Origin of the sequence: Aneurinibacillus sp. UBA3580, assembly GCF_002375825.1 — a bacterium.
Taxonomy (GTDB): Bacteria; Bacillota; Bacilli; order Aneurinibacillales; family Aneurinibacillaceae; genus Aneurinibacillus; species Aneurinibacillus danicus.
The window spans coordinates 25,750-41,381 of the sequence record NZ_DFMZ01000048.1 but is presented as its reverse complement, the minus strand read 5'-3'; the positions used below and the strand labels follow the sequence as shown (position 1 = coordinate 41,381).

Sequence of the window (15,632 nt, the reverse complement as noted above, 5' to 3'; positions counted from 1 at the left end):
CCTAGATTAACACCAAGAAACCCCTTCAGAAAGTGCAGGGGTACTTTTTTGCATTCAGAGGTTGGAATTGTAATGCAACAGAGTAAATTATTACATAAAACACCTTTGGATTACTGGGAAGAAAGGGCTAATCATGTTCTTTCCCACTTTAATTATCAGGAACCAGACGAAATCGACATCTATGAGATTTGCTATCGATACGGTATTAAGGTTAAGCATCACAATAAGGATACAACCTTCTCTGTTCCTAAAGAAGGGCGTAGAGGGATTATATATCTTCAATCAAACCTCCCCGCTGATGAAGAAAGAGTCGTACTAGCTGAGGAGTTTTGTCATCTGTATGCACACGCTATGGATCAATTGAGTGCCAGTGAGTATTTCATACGGAAACAAGAGAACCAGGCAAAACGAATGGCAGCATATCTGCTGATGCCTAGCTGGTTTATGGAAAATGTGTATAAGATGGCTGAGTTTAATGAAATTGGGGTTTTGATTGAAGAAATAGCTGATTATTTCGTTGTTCCCGAGGAGTTTGCCCACTATCGGATGCAGTTGGATGCAAGCCGAGAGATGGGACAAACTTTGCGAAGATGGAGGGGTGAGTACGGGAGTATTGAGTGGGTGGAATAGATAATATTAATTTACTATATCATGAATTTCAAGTTATATAATTGAGAAACTTTAGGAGCCGATTATAACCATGGAAAAGATTTTTGATGATGTTATCAAAAAAGTAAAAGAGTACCAAGAAATTACTGATGAGCAATGGAAACATGATTTAGAAGTAGATATAGATTTTATTAAAACTGATACTTCTATCCCCGATAATCTATTAAAATACTTCGATTCCTTTCCTGTTTTAATCAAAGAAATAATAAAAAAATACAACGGAGATAAAGAAATTGAGGAAGAAGTAAAGAGCAAGAACAAACAACTTATAGATTTTATTCTTACGTTTGTAAAATTAAAAGAGTTTCTTAGCTTTAAATCAGAACAAGTTAAAACTAACTACTTTCTAACTCAACATAACGAGGAAAAAATAGAATTTATCCAAACTTACAACAAAAATTCCCATGAATTTCTATTCTGTCTTTTAACAGAAGTACCCTCATTTAATTTTTTAAAAGACTTATTCTATTCTTGTATCAAGCATTCATTTACCTATAATGAATATGACCTCGCGATCGATTTTGAGGAAATAGAAGACTACGTTGAACGTGAGGAAGCAAAAGAAAGATTAAATAAAGGATTAAAGCTAGATATCCCATCCATCTCCATTATCGACAAAGAACTTAAAAAATTCGAAGAAGAAGAAAAGTCCAATTATATAAATAAATGCAAAAAAATCACAAACAGTGAAAACGAAATTGTTTTTTATATTTTACGTGAATCCAAAAGGGACTCTATAAGAAAAATAGATGAACTGTTGGTAGACACTTCCGCTGACTGGACCGTCATCCGTTTTTCTGATTCATTTAAAAAGCTGAAAATTAGAAGCACTTTTAAGAAAGCGTCTAACATAGCAAATCGCATACTTTACATTATGGGCGGAGACCGCTCTTTCTTTTATTCTCCGAGCGACAGACAAACCTCCCCATATTACCTTGCTAGATTTCTAGCCAATGTTTTAGGAGGAAAAATAAAAAATCTAGAATTATTAGAAATGAAAATAAACCCTCTTTCCATACATGGGGCACCCTCTGTTGTTATTAAAAAAGAATCGGAAGTTCCTTTAAGGGAAAGTATAGACACCTTAAGAAAACAACATAATTTTAAATCAGTTGTTGATGTAAATAACATAGAGCATATAAAAATTCGTTTTACAGAGGGAAAAGCTGCCCATATATTTACTTTGAAAATTAGTAATGTTTCAGGTAAACGTACAAAATTTATTGAACTTGGAGGGAAGCCTGGACTTCTTAAGAAGAAAGAACGGTTAATTGATATGCTATCCGACTACCATGTTTACTTAAACGAAGGAAGAAAGATATGAAAATAAACAAACAGTTATTTATCGGAATGAAACTGACAAATGATGATTTGCTAGATGAGCATATAAGTTATCTATTTGAACACCATTTTTTAAAAGTAAGAAAAAAAGATTATATAGTTTGCCAAGACTATACAGGCTTTCGACTTAATCATTCTTATGAAGGGTGTGGGCAAAAGAATTATATCACTAAAGATAATTTCATGTGTTCTAATTGCGGTAATGATTTAAGTCTTCTAGAAGATAGCTTAGAGTTTGAACATGAATTAATAGATATTGACTTTACAAAAATTATCGAAGTCTGTTTAACCAAACTTAGGAGTCTAAATTCTGAAAAATTCACCATTAATTTAACACCAATTTCTTCCGGACTTTATCATATTAAAACTAACAGCAATGAAGGACTACTAGTATTTAATCATTACAATATAGACACTTGGTCACTTGTTACGCTAACTAACAACGTAGAGAGGGTTTTGTGGATAGAAATTGATGGCACAAAATCATTAAATATATCGTTACCTTATTGCCGTACCTATACACTAAAGGAATTTACAAATTTACCAAATTCCGTATTAAAAAATGAGTTAAACTATCTACCTGAGAATAGTGAGACTACAAGCTTGCTTAGTAAGATGTCAGAAGTTAGAGAGAAGCTAAGTTCTCTATCAACTTCTGTAAACTGGCAAAAATTCGAAAATGAAATAACCGACTTTCTATTAGATAAAATTCGAAGTAAACATAAAAAGATAGCAGAGTATAATTATCTACGACGTTTTCACAATGCATACTCTGAGATTTTTATACAAGTTGGAGGGGCTGGCAATACTGATTATCGACCAGTACGCCTAGATTCATATTTAGACACTTTATTTAATCATAACGTAATAATAGACGCTAAAAGATTTTCTACATCGGAAATTAATAATGCTGTATTAGAAAAAATAGAACATCATATGAATCATGATCCTTCAGGTCCAAGCAGAGCAATTATAATAACTACAAAAGATAAAGTAGCTTGTTGGAATGAAATCGAGAACTGGTATAGAGTAAATGGTTATTACAAGATAATAGTTCTGACCCCTAAAATTTTATCTCATATTTTATGCTTTTTTGAAATTGAAGATGATGTACTAGAATACTTAGCTAGCTTAGGTGTTTAAGTAAAAGTTCTTTACTTATATCATAATTCTATAAATTGGAAAGGAAGACAGTCTATGCTCAAAAGATACGATAACACTAATCCTGTAATGCTTAATTCTGCTGTTTGCTTTGTCGATATTTTAGGTTTTTCCCAGTTAATTAAAGATTCTTTCCAGCAAGGCACTGGAAATGATTTGTTAAAGCGCCTTCATAAATCTTTGAATGAAAAAATTGCAGAATTAAGGCCGCGGGAAGATTATGTTGGTGTGCTAAAATCATTCACAGATAACATTATCATTGGTAAGCCTATTCATGAAGACGGCGAGAGCCAACTAGGTGGTATTTTCCTAGACTTTGCTGCTTATCAATTATCTTTGACTCTTGAGGGTTTCTTTGTTAGAGGAGGAGTGAGCATAGGCGAGTATTATGGTGACGAAGAGTTCGCTTTTGGTCCTGCTCTTTTAAAAGCATATGAACTTGAAAGCATACATGCAAAAAACCCAAGAATTATTTTAAGCAACGAAGTAGTTTCATTGGTAAATCTACATATAGGATATTATGCAGAACCTATGTGGGCTCCACAAGTAAGGGATTTACTTAAAGATAATACAGATGGAAAATGGTTTATAAATTATTTAGAAGCTACAATGGGGGATAGAGAGCCCAACGATTATGTTGAAGCTCATTCTATTTTGCAACGCCATAAAGAGATTATAGAGCATAACTTAGCTAAACATAAAGGAAATCCTAAGATTTACCCTAAGTATGAATGGGCCGCCCAATACCACAATTACTTCTGTGATTTAAATTCAAATGCTATTGTCCAATATCCTAAAATTGCCGGTATTCCAAACGGTAATTTCTCATTAATTGTTTAATGATTTTATTCCCTTTTTTATTAACTTGCAAAGAGTATATATCTACATAAAATCCCCGCCTATAAACCGAGGTGGGGATACTCTTAACTAACCGTTGTTAAATTTTCGGCCTTCTCATCGGAGAACTGAAATGCTTCCTGGAAGACAGCTTGCATCAGCAGCTCGTTGTCGCTCGATGTGGGCTTCTAGTTCGTTACAGAGTGGCATGTTATCTACTTTGGCTACGATGTGCTTTTGCTCTATACAATTTTCATACCATTAAATACTAATAAAAGCATATAAGCAACCATGCTACTTAATCCGGCAAGTATTCACTATATTTTTTTCTTAAGTAGTCCATTCCCTCGCTGTTATCCCTAACCTCTAATTCAAGCCTTTCCTGCAGGAACCTATGCCTTCCTTTAGCTTCCTGTATAATTTGATTCCATTCTTTTACCCATACTTGAATGTTGTTCCCACTATAAATTAATCCAGGAGAACGATCTTGCTGGCTAGCTTTACGTCGAGCATGATTATCCATCTTTGTCCCAAGCAGATACAATGTCCATTTCGTTTTTTCTTTATCAAAATATTTACTTTCGGCAATAGCAAAAGCATACTCCTCGATTTGCGTAAGCTCCTTACTTCCGAGCACGCAGGACGGCCTTTTTAGCTCGATAACAAGGTTTTCAAAGCAATCATGCGGCCCCATTGGTATTTGCTTATATAGACCAATATCAGGAATATCATTAAGCCCTTGCAAATTCTTAAAGTCAATTTCTTCAGCCAGTTCTTCTCTCTCTAATACCTTTAAATGCTCTTTCAAGACTGTTTTTAATGCTATATCATCATAGCCATAGCTATAATGCTCCCCGAATAACCACAATTCGCCTAATAAGATTTTGTGTAACTGACTTCGCTCTTTAAGACGTTTTTCAAAATCTTTGCCATACAAAATTTGTTCTAATCCATTTAAGAAGGCCAGTCGATCAGATATAATCTTTGTAGTATTAATCATGGCGTCCAGACTTGTTTTCTCCAAAATCTTCGCCAGTTCATCCTGCTGATTTATTGAAAGATTTAGCACTTCTTTTAGTATAAGTTTCAAATTATTAGGATTTGCCTGAAGTGATTCCTTAAGAAGTCTATAAGTAAACTGCCTTGACTCTTTAGATGCCTTTCTAAATTCTGGAAGTAATTCATTTACCTTTACAGCACATATATCAAAAACTTGCCGTTCTGCTTTCTCGATTACAGATTCAGGTTGCCCTGAATAAGGATAAATATTTTCTTCTTTCATTCGCTTGACTTCATCTATTGCTTCCAATGCTTGTTTTTCCCGATATATTTCTTTCAGGATACGATATACTTCTTCACGCAACAATACATAATCGGGGTTCAAATCCCTAACAGCAATATTATTTTGTGTTAGTAATTGCTCTACTACATCACTCATTAGATATCCTGTATGGGAAAAGCCAGTAAACCAACCTTTTACAATCTCCTCTTCATAAGCAACACCATCACGATTACATAAATAAAGATTTTTATACTTCCCGCTTTTCCATTCAACAACCTTTAGGTTCCCTTCAACTTTTTCTCCATCTTCATTTTCTACAGAAATAAAATAATCCTTTATTTGTTTCATCTGATTTTTCGGATCGATTGTTACTCCATTCAAAGTAATAATAATTCCCGGATACGCCAAAAGGTAAGGAGCGAAAATAAATGATAGCTCTTTTATCACTTTTCCATCATTGGCTAAAATATCAACTTGTTCATTTCTCAAGTTTGTAAGATATACAGTTACTCCACTATCAGTACTTACAGATGGTCGATGGTTTAATACTTCAAACTTTTTTAGTTGATCTTCGTTTCCCATAATACTAAACTCTTGAAAAATATCACGTTGATCGCTATAAGTACTAATCCACTCAACTTCTCTCGCTAAAACAAATCCACTATATCGCCCTTGTCCTAGCTTACCGTGATATCGTCTTCCTAATGGACTTTTTTCATCCTTAATTTTGTGTGAGTCACCGAGATTACCAAATTGTCTTTCTACATTTCGAAAATCTATACCATGTCCATTATCGGAAATCGTAATATTTCTTATTCCTTCTAACTCATTTTTCTCCAAAGTCACTTCTACCTTAGTAGCATCAGCATCTAGAGAGTTCCAAATCAACTCAGATAATGCTTTTATTGGTGTTATATTTAATAGCTTTTTCAGGTGGTCATCTGTGACTTGAACTTCTAAACTTCCTATCATACTCTTCACTCCCACAATCCCATTTCTTTATTTTTACATTTTTCGCTCAGTGGACATCCTACTTTAGGAAATATGCATCTTCTTCCTCTATCAGAAGTCGAACTTCTTCTGACTGAACTTTATGTAAGTGTCCATAGCTGTACACGGTTAATTCTTCGGTCTTTAGTCAATATTCTCATAAATAGGCATCCATACTTTTTATTTGTCTCTTACTTTAGGAATGTATATCACTATCACCAAATCACTTTTTTCAACTATACAAATCCCTGTACATTCTCTAGAAATAATTTACTCTATTTGTATCTATTTTCCTAGACTTGTTCTTTATAAATCTTGAAAATTAAGTACAATAGAAATAGAAAAAGCGGGCGATTTGCCCGCTTTTGCATTATTTTTTGTTTTTTTCCTCTTGTGAAATATGCGCAAGATTATCATTAACTTCTAAACCATAAAACTTCCCCTGCATATATTTACCAACTTTTCTTCTTTCGATTTTTGTATCTTTATCTGCTTGAATAGCCCTATAAGAAGGTATCACTGTACCTTTTTTAAAAGGAGCAACTACTAAAAATTCGTTATATCGAGTTAGAACTATAAGGGTATTTTCTTTGTTTAAGTTTATAAAGTCAAATTCTTCTTGGTTCTTTGCATCTTCATACCCCTTTACACAAACATAAGTAAACATAAGGATAAGTATTAATATCATAAGGATATATGAACCAAATTTATTACCAATTACCTCAAATATATATTTTGGTTCTTCTGCATCCTTATTTATTTTTTTAAGATAGCCATCTGAAGTTTTTACTCTATAAATAGGAGAAATAAATGTATACACATATATTAAAAAAATTCCTATTATTATAGATTCCGGGCTAAGAAGTATAGAAAATATTTGTTTCATAGTAGAATTGTCATTAAAATACTTTTTAAACATTATGTCCAACAAATCAAAGGGTAGCTCCCAAAACGATATAAGTAAAACTACGAAAATAATACTTCCCATTAAAAGTCGTTTAAGCCATGAAGGAGTATTGGATATTGAAAGTAAACCAGCAAAAAATTTGTGATTGACTAACATTAAAGCTGTTAACACAGGAATAAAGTAAAGTAAACCTATAAATATATTATTAAAGATTTTCGCACCGCTCATCTGTAAATATTCCATAGGTATCTTAAAATATAAAAAGTATCCAAATTCATATACGTAAGCTAAAGATAAGAGACTTATCCCTAAAATGATATATACAGATTGGAAAGTTTTTTCTAAAAAATCCTTTATACTTCCTTGTTTTAAGTCGTTTTTTTTCTCAGATTCATCCATACTCTATGTCCACACTCTCCCTCTATGAATCAAAATCTTTCTTACGAGTGCTCATGTATTCTCACGAAATCTTAATTTTTATAAACAAAATTCGAAATTTCTTTGCCACTTTTGGTGCATCTTCTACTGTCATCTTGCTAATCGTGTTGAGAACGAAAGAATAGATTTTCAGTAGGCTCATACTGCTCTCGTTTGGGAACAGTAGTTAGCTTATGTAAACGGTTTATAATCATTCTTTTGGTTCCTAATGCACTTCTTTTGCCAGCACCGTAGACTTCCCAGTAGATATCCAGGTAATCATACTCCGGAAAATCTTCTTCCCAAATTTTTGATATTTGTTTTCCTTCCTTAGCTAACCTTACGATGATTTCTGCATCTCTCTTATCCATATCCTACCCCCTAATTCTCTTTACCTATTTAATTATGGGATAAAAGGCATTGTATTTACATAACTTTTGTTCGATTTTATTCGTCAAAATACGACAAAAAAAGCATCCTGATTCCAGTTCGGAATAGGATGCTGTGGAAAGTTTGTATAGAAAAAGCAGGCTATGCCCGCTTGTCTTGTTTATTGGTTCAGTTGATCTTGAAGGATTTCTTTTAGCAGTTTCAGAACACTTTCTTCCTATGGAGCGTTGGCGCCTAGTTCGCTGTAGGAGACTTTTAAAAAGGGAGAACATATAAATCTTGAGCTTTACAGTGGCGTTTAGACACCATAAAGATTACGGCAAGCTAGTGCATAATTCTGATATGACGGAAGTTGTCTTATCTTAGCACTAATTATAGAGCGACGCCGTGCTAGTGTACCCCTGTTTGGATCTAGTACAGCCAATAGCTCAGGGTCTCCTTCCTTAGCTTTTTCATACTCACCAATTAAACACATAGTCTGCTTTACAACTTCTTGATGAGCTGCCTGAGTTTCATCATAGGGAGGAGTTACACCAAAAGGAAGTGAATGAATATGTCGTTTACCAAGTGCTCCTTCAGGTTGAAAATCTTGAATAATTTGATTAATTGCCTGACTGTTAAAAAGACCTGTTAAATATATGGCTTCATGAAGAGTTTCTACTTGTGCCCAGTTTAATGTTTGGTCCACAATTATCTTATCAAGATTAAATAAGTCGGCTTTTTTAAATGCTGAGCAAACAATCCCTCCACTGGTTCCTGTAAATACAAGATATCCAGTAGGTTTTATTATTTGCTGGGAAAGTTTATTCCGCATATTAATTTTCTGTTCCCAAAGCAAGTCTATATCTGCTTCAGGACCAATCGCCTCACAAATTTGCCTAAAAACTGCAGAAGCCGAAGCTCCTTTGGCTGCAAGAGCCACTCTACTAAGAGGTTCCCACGTACCGCTGTCACTTTTACGTATTGGAAGAAGGGCCTTAACGGGCTCTGCTAAGTCGAATGGCGTTAACAAGTTTGAAGTAAGAACATCAAAAAACAAATCATCTGGGAGAACACAAGGAGTAATCTTAAAATCTTTGTAGTTCTTTGCATCCTTAATAACAAACGATATAGAACTTGTATTTCTATCAATTGGCCGGACACTCCACTGTTGTTTCCCACGATGAGGTGGACTTGCAATCACCTCATGAAAGAATAATGTACGCGGCATAATGTCAGCACCTTGTTTAAAATTAGCAGGAGAGAAAAAACCTTCTATTTTAGAAAGTTTTTGCTCACTCCAAGCGCTTCTCTTTCCTTGAACATTTCTATAGAATATACGTTCTGCCAACCCAGTTTCACTAGCCAACGCCCCAGGTATCGGATCAGGCAACTCAGCTCGCTGTTTTGCCTTTCGACCGAATAGTACAATACCCTTGTTCTTAAAAGTATGCTCTTCCACTCGCCAAATCTCTTCTAAAGAAAAATATACGGAACGTTCAGATTCAACAAATTTTGCTGCTCGGAAAGGTTGATGATGATATCCATTAAGCACAGTTTCTGGTGTTATACAACCTACCACTGCTTCTGGCCGCAAATATCGGTCAACTGCATGAAGCAAGAAAATTGTAGCCATTTCAATATGTAAAAACGAAGGACCTGGCGGCTTAATTCCAAATTGCTCTGCTTTTGTCTTTAAAACATCTTGATACGGATTGTCAGCTATTTTGCTTAACGCAAGCCATGGAGGATTTGATACTAAACCATTAAATTGACCTGCAACCAGTCCTGGTCGATAACTATTACGCAAAATAAATGCCCAAATCCCATTTTGACCTTCGCGATTAAGTCGTGCTACCGTGATAATAAAATCATTTAAAAACCTTTTTACAGATTCCCGTTGAGTTGAATCTATTTCTACACCTGAATAGCTTAACACGTTATTAATGACATCATTAAGTACCTCCTCATCAAGAGTAGATTTACTATCTAGAGACATTGCCATTTCATAACCAATATCTAGAATACTATCGAATGCGGACTGAAATTCAGGAGATATTAAAAAACAAGGTAATTGAATTTCACTGTCTGCAATCTTTAATTTGTAAAACTCTTCCCCTTCATCTTCAATTGCTTCTGAAAGAGGGGTAATAGCGAATAAGGAATCAGCATGATAAATAGGAATAGTAACCGTAAATGTACCAAATGGCTCTAACCAATCTCGCGCAGCAAGAACCCAGCTAATTTTAGAGAGCATTACAGCCAAAGGATCAATATCAAAACCGGTAATTGCCTCAGAGATTAATTGAAGTTTTTTGTCTGATGCTAATTCCTCACCATCTCCCATAATACGAGCCTTTGTAAGTTTGACCCCTTCAACAATCATTGCCCCAGACCCACAACACATGTCTACTAACTTAGGATATTCATCAGCTGGTAATTTTGAAATGACATGATTAACAATTAGCCGAGCAAGCCAACTAGGGGTCCATTCTTGCCCGAGTAGTAGGCGTTGAGAGCGTTTTGCAAGCTGAGCCATCATTTGTCCAAAAAGGTCTTCAGCTGGTACTTTGGAGAAGTCATATGCTTTAAGATCTTCTTGCAAAGCACGAGCTATAGGTAACAGTTGATCTAGGAAATCCCCTTCGTTTATCCAGCCAAAGTAATCATATTCCACAAGATTTGATAACCCTTTTGTCTTAAAAAATCCGCCCTGTAGAATACTACGTAACTCAGAATCATCACTTAAAAGAGCCTTACGCTCAATTATGTTTGCACAGACGAGCTTTGCCAAGGTTAAAATATAGAGCTCGTCAGCATATGTATCCTTATCAAAAGATTCCATAGCTGTCTTATCCCGTAAGTAGCTAACAAAGCGACACCATAAATCAGAAATAAGTTTTGCATATTGCGGGCGAGAGGCAAAAGCCTCCTGCACCAGATATCTTAAAGCATAAGTATGCCGGGAACAAAACTCACTGTCGAAACCAAAATCCTTAGCTATTGATGATGCAGTGAGAGGACGGGAGCCTAACCTGCCAAGATAAGTATTAAGAAAGTTAATTAGTTTCCTAGCCGCAACTTCATCAGCGGCACTCAAATCAATGTACTCAATTTCTTCAAGCTCGATGTGTTCCCTACCCAGTTTTCCGCTGACCGGAGAACTCACCGACTTAATTTTATATGCTCTCCAACGAACTGTATCGGAAAGAACACCAAGTATAAGCTCTGGATCATGTCCTTTATTTATAAGTGAAGCACAATAATCCTTAACTTGACCAAAGCCAGTTTCAAATTTTCCTTGAATTGTAAGATTAGATTCGTATTCAATTACTGTTAAATCAACCAGGTTATCCACAAATCCAATACGTGTTTGTCCATTTTTTGAAAAATGAACGGCTGACTCTCCACCCTCAATATGAAGCTTTACCCAGCTAGGAACCTCTGGAAAAATCAATCGGAGGTAGGAAGTAAAGTTATGTCTAATAACATCCTCGAGCTTCCCTTCAGCAATCAACTTCAGACTAGCTTGAATACATTGTATAGCAGCTTTAATTTGCGACTCCCTCATAACAATTCCCTCACTTTATCCCTTACTTTTTCTTAACGTAAGCTTTTCTGTTTTGATTACCTGTATTTCTTTTAATGCGCTATCTGCTCGCTCATCTCCAAATATCGCTTTCATGATTAGCCAATCAATTTGGGTAATTATCTTCCCACTGTCAATCCCTATTGTTAGTTGACGACCTAGCGTGGAAAGTTCAGCCCATTGTTCCGGCGAAAGCTTTGGAATCGGTAGCCGCTTTAGGTGAGTAGCCTCTAGTTTTAATGCCCCCCCACCCATAACTGCTGCGATTAACTCCATAGCTGCAATAGACCAACTACTATTCAAACAAGAAAGCAGAGCATAGGCGTCTACAATTCCGTCTTCTTTTAACCAAAGCGTTGAAAAATTGGCATCGATAACAGCTTTTTCAGTTGAATTCATCATAACTTTTGGATGGAGATTATTGATGCGCGGAACAAAAAGATCTGGAATATGCCTCTTTGCAAAAGGAGGTAGCATATACCAAAAACGTGCTGCATTCCAATTTCCATTTTTTGTTTCATTGGTTCGAACAGCAGACAATTGTGGAATCCATTTTGGCTTTTCTTCAGTACCGATATTAGTTTGTGCTGCTATTGTCACAAACTTCGCTAAATTCTCAGGCATTATAAATCGGCCTGACTTTTCAATGAATTCTTCTACATCTTGTACACCTAGCTTACTCAAGTCATTAGGATGTATATAATTTTCTAAGTTCAATACTCGCCCAATTAACTTAGAATTATCAAGCTGATAACCAATTGTCATTTCATTTTGCTTACGTAAAACTGGAAGCAAAACTTGTCTTGGTACTGTGGCACTTGACATATTAAGCTCCTTACCAGGTTTAATTAAACATTCACTATCTCCCTCAGAAATTAAATCACAGTAGAAAAACGAATTAGCACCTGTTCGTAAGCCTTGTCCAACTTGCCACCCCAGCATCTCAATAGTTGTAAAATTCCCTTTATCTTCTTGTTGTAAAAGATTAAGTAAAGCTTGGGGAATTGTTACACCTTTAATTAGCTCATTTATATCAGATACCATTGTCGAAAGATTAGGCTCGCATTTACGTAGCCACGTAGATTTTGATGAAGTAGTCATTAAATCTGTAATCTTACTTTCTAGGCCATAACGAGTGATCGTAAAACCATTTGGACAAACTTTGTTTGTAGCGGTACTTAAACGCACAAGCTCTTGAGCAAAAGAAGCATCAGGATCCAGTGATTCAGGGAAAAGGTTTCCTACAATACTGCGGGAATTAATTGTAGCTGCAGGAAGAGCAACATGAAAATAATCTTGATTCACACACGAACCAATAATATTCTCTGTTCGTGGAACTCGCTTAGCGATAATCAAATTTGTTTTAACCTGCGCATCTTCAAACCATACTCTATGAGCATCCTCGATGACCCACTGAATACGAAAGAATTTAAGTAATAAATAATGGATCGGATAAGCGTAATCTCTACTCAACCATGAATCTGGCACTACCATCGCCAAATTCCCACCCACAGCTGTAAGCATTGCACAAAGAATCCATGAAGGAACAGCTAAATCAGAGAGCCCTGAGTAACCTTCAATAATGGAAATAAAAATTTCTCTATCCCTATCATCGAGACTATCAAGCATCTGAGCTACTTTCAATAAATCACGCCGTACGGATTCAGCACTAGGAAGATTTTCGTTCTCATTCTGGTCATTGGCCACCAAACTTTGATATCTTACATATGGTGGATTAGTAATGACTAAATCAAACTTAGAAGTCGGTAAACTAGAAATAGCTCTCCAGCTAAATGCGTTGCCTTCTATTAAATAAGGAGCATTCTTCTCATCTTTTACCAGTCTGTTTTTAGACATTAACATTGCGTTTGGATCAATTTCTATCCCCGCTAGCATAGTTGATGGAGAAATACTTCTCACTGCAGCAAGCATGTCACCACTTCCACACATAGGATCGATTGCAGAGCTACATCGTTCCCCTATAGCCATGACTGCAAGTAGATGCGCAAGCTTCTCACCAGTGAAATATTGTCCAAGTCGTTTTCGTCGCTCTACACTATTTTTAAGAATACCTGTTCCAGACAATTTTATTTCGTTTACCTCCATCAAACTCCCTCCATCAAATACTTGGTTCTTCTATAAAAATCCGCAGCATCCATCGGAACTCTATGCCCGCTTTCCAAATACCGCGCTATAAAACGTGCATATAGCCTTTCCGCAGTTCGCTCTTTTGGATCAAGTGACATTAATGCTTGTTCTATAAGTTCTCCTATTACTTGATCCGCTTCAAGCATAACCATTGAATGCGCGAAAGAAGATGGATTCTTGGAGAGAAGTAAAAGTGGATCGCCTTTTACAGAAACAGTAGATGTCACTTGTTTGAAGCTTCCTTGAAGCTTGTCCAGAATACTAGAAAGCTCAACATGAAAACCAGCATTTTGATAAGCCTCTTGAAGTGCACGCCAAACATCTGCCTTAGCAGAATGAAAAACGACAGTTGCCTTGCCTTCATCTTTAAGCACCCTCGAAATTTCATTAAAAACTTCTGTCATCATTTTTCCATAAACCGATACTGTCTTTTTCTGTGCATTGCTGACGATAATCTCATCGGCCCGATTTGTAGTTTTCCCTAACCAAACTTCATTAAGAAAGTTAATTTCTGAATACGGTATGTAATCCCCAAAAGGAGGATCAGTAAATACATAGTCAATCGATTTGTTGGGCACATTTAGTTTTGTGCTGCTACCTTTAACAACTTGGACTTGGCTTTCACTCTTTTCAATAGTTGCAAATGCTTTAGCAATAGCCTTCGCTTTCCGACGTAATCCTTCAAAAATATTTTTCTCTACTGGTAGGCTGCTAATATAAAGCACTCCAGACTGAGCTCCAGTTAAAACAAAATCTTTCTGTCCAGATTTTACCACAACCCTAGTCATAAGAGTAGCATGAGTGGCATTGTAGCTTAGAACTAGAAGCTTGAGGGCGTCATGGAATTTTTTTGGTGCCATCTCAATTTTTTTCCAAACTTTTGCCATTACACGTAAATTGCGTGGTGTATAAAAATGATGGGCATGAGTAATTCCCTTATGATATCCAGCTCTATGAAGATCTCCCCATGGAATTTCAACAATAGGAATAGGCGAATCGGGAGGTATAGATTCAATTTCTTTTACAAGCATCTCATCAGCTGCTATTGCCGCTCTCGACCATTTTCTTCCATTTGTTTGACCATAGATACGTTTAAGAACCCTTTTTTTACGAATTGCTTGCTGCCCAGTAAGTTCATCATAAAAGCTCTCAAATACACGCTCTACTTCACTCGCTTCCGCCATATTTCCGCATACGGGGCACTTAAACTTTGAAGAGATCGATAAAGGTGACAAGGTAACTACTGAATCCCAAAATGAAACCTGGTGTCTACATTTACTACACTCGAGAACATCGCTCCAAATTGCATGACGGATAGAGCCTTCGTAACCTTGATCATCAACAGCCCTATAAACTTCTCCAATTTCTGTTTCGCAAGCTAAGATTAGATCTTCTGCCGCCTTTAAAAATTCAGTTGTATTAGGTGGCGTACACATTGTACGAGCTATAAAGGCACCTAAAACACTGAGTTCATAAATAATAGCTTTACGCGGTCCCCAAACTACTGGAGCTCCAAGCTTATCAGCTAACTCTATAACCTCTTTTGTTGGATTTGCACAAAGATGTGTCGCCAACCCTGTAGTTCCACTTCCGCCAAACGTATCTAGCACTACATCTCCTGGTTTTGTGTGTGAAGCAATAAACACAGCAATTGATTCCGGAGAAATCTTAGTTGGGTAAGAAAACGCTGAATATAAAGCCCCACTGCGCGAAGCTGGCAGGGGCTTGGAATATAATTGTGCTAAGCCTTCAAAATACGTGGATGCGGAGAGGCTTTCTTCATAATCAGTTTTATTATTTTTCTGAACCATCTGTTTTTCCATCCTCTCTACGCTCAATCTTTTTATTATAAGAAAAGGGATTGTTATACAATGCAATCAACTAAGCAAATTCTAGATTACATATTTTATTTAAAAAATTAC

At 36.0% G+C, this 15,632-nt stretch carries 10 protein-coding genes; 4 read left to right on the top strand and 6 right to left on the bottom strand.

The window, feature by feature from the left end; genetic code table 11:
* Nucleotides 1-72 precede the first annotated feature (72 nt).
* The 4 genes from B2899_RS07715 to B2899_RS07700 all read left to right on the top strand — a co-directional run bounded on the left by B2899_RS07715 (nt 73) and on the right by B2899_RS07700 (nt 4,011).
* Nucleotides 73-630 carry an ImmA/IrrE family metallo-endopeptidase gene (locus B2899_RS07715; RefSeq protein ID WP_286884835.1) on the top strand — a complete coding sequence of 186 codons (558 nt, stop codon included), beginning with the start codon at nt 73-75 and terminating at the stop codon, nt 628-630.
* Nucleotides 631-700: 70 nt separating this feature from the next.
* Complete coding sequence (locus B2899_RS07710) at nt 701-1,993, top strand: hypothetical protein (protein WP_286884834.1); 1,293 nt, start codon at nt 701-703, stop codon at nt 1,991-1,993.
* Complete coding sequence (locus B2899_RS07705; RefSeq protein WP_286884832.1) at nt 1,990-3,153, top strand: hypothetical protein; 1,164 nt, start codon at nt 1,990-1,992, stop codon at nt 3,151-3,153. Before B2899_RS07710 ends, B2899_RS07705 begins: the two co-directional genes overlap by 4 nt.
* A gap of 54 nt (nt 3,154-3,207) precedes the next feature.
* Nucleotides 3,208-4,011: a hypothetical protein gene (locus B2899_RS07700; RefSeq protein WP_286884830.1), complete on the top strand. Its 804-nt coding sequence runs from the start codon at nt 3,208-3,210 to the stop codon at nt 4,009-4,011.
* Between the two features lie 295 nt (nt 4,012-4,306).
* On the opposite strand, the gene B2899_RS07695 is transcribed toward B2899_RS07700, so the two are convergent.
* The 6 genes from B2899_RS07695 to B2899_RS07670 all read right to left on the bottom strand — a co-directional run bounded on the left by B2899_RS07695 (nt 4,307) and on the right by B2899_RS07670 (nt 15,521).
* A complete protein-coding gene (locus B2899_RS07695) occupies nt 4,307-6,262 on the bottom strand; it encodes an ATP-binding protein (protein WP_286884828.1) in 1,956 nt (651 codons plus the stop codon).
* Between the two features lie 388 nt (nt 6,263-6,650).
* Nucleotides 6,651-7,586, bottom strand: coding sequence for a hypothetical protein (locus B2899_RS07690; protein WP_286884826.1), 936 nt, complete (start codon nt 7,584-7,586; stop codon nt 6,651-6,653).
* 137 nt (nt 7,587-7,723) lie between these two features.
* Entirely contained in the window at nt 7,724-7,975 is a 252-nt protein-coding gene (locus B2899_RS07685) for a hypothetical protein (RefSeq protein ID WP_286884824.1), read from the bottom strand.
* A 317-nt stretch (nt 7,976-8,292) separates the two neighbouring features.
* Complete coding sequence (locus tag B2899_RS07680) at nt 8,293-11,544, bottom strand: N-6 DNA methylase (protein WP_286884821.1); 3,252 nt, start codon at nt 11,542-11,544, stop codon at nt 8,293-8,295.
* A gap of 15 nt (nt 11,545-11,559) precedes the next feature.
* Nucleotides 11,560-13,668 (bottom strand): N-6 DNA methylase, encoded by a 2,109-nt coding sequence (locus B2899_RS07675; RefSeq protein ID WP_286884819.1) that lies wholly within the window; start codon nt 13,666-13,668, stop codon nt 11,560-11,562.
* Nucleotides 13,668-15,521 carry a DNA methyltransferase gene (locus tag B2899_RS07670; RefSeq protein ID WP_286884817.1) on the bottom strand — a complete coding sequence of 618 codons (1,854 nt, stop codon included), beginning with the start codon at nt 15,519-15,521 and terminating at the stop codon, nt 13,668-13,670. The genes B2899_RS07675 and B2899_RS07670 overlap by 1 nt, the downstream gene beginning before the upstream one ends.
* Nucleotides 15,522-15,632 lie beyond the last annotated feature (111 nt).

Bases quoted from the DNA above. Each gene is read 5' to 3' on its own strand.
- B2899_RS07715 (WP_286884835.1), top strand. From the start codon at position 73: ATGCAACAGAGTAAATTATTACATAAAACACCTTTGGATTACTGGGAA.
- B2899_RS07710 (WP_286884834.1), top strand. From the start codon at position 701: ATGGAAAAGATTTTTGATGATGTTATCAAAAAAGTAAAAGAGTACCAA.
- B2899_RS07705 (WP_286884832.1), top strand. From the start codon at position 1,990: ATGAAAATAAACAAACAGTTATTTATCGGAATGAAACTGACAAATGAT.
- B2899_RS07700 (WP_286884830.1), top strand. From the start codon at position 3,208: ATGCTCAAAAGATACGATAACACTAATCCTGTAATGCTTAATTCTGCT.
- B2899_RS07695 (WP_286884828.1), bottom strand. From the start codon at position 6,262: ATGATAGGAAGTTTAGAAGTTCAAGTCACAGATGACCACCTGAAAAAG.
- B2899_RS07690 (WP_286884826.1), bottom strand. From the start codon at position 7,586: ATGGATGAATCTGAGAAAAAAAACGACTTAAAACAAGGAAGTATAAAG.
- B2899_RS07685 (WP_286884824.1), bottom strand. From the start codon at position 7,975: ATGGATAAGAGAGATGCAGAAATCATCGTAAGGTTAGCTAAGGAAGGA.
- B2899_RS07680 (WP_286884821.1), bottom strand. From the start codon at position 11,544: ATGAGGGAGTCGCAAATTAAAGCTGCTATACAATGTATTCAAGCTAGT.
- B2899_RS07675 (WP_286884819.1), bottom strand. From the start codon at position 13,668: ATGGAGGTAAACGAAATAAAATTGTCTGGAACAGGTATTCTTAAAAAT.
- B2899_RS07670 (WP_286884817.1), bottom strand. From the start codon at position 15,521: ATGGTTCAGAAAAATAATAAAACTGATTATGAAGAAAGCCTCTCCGCA.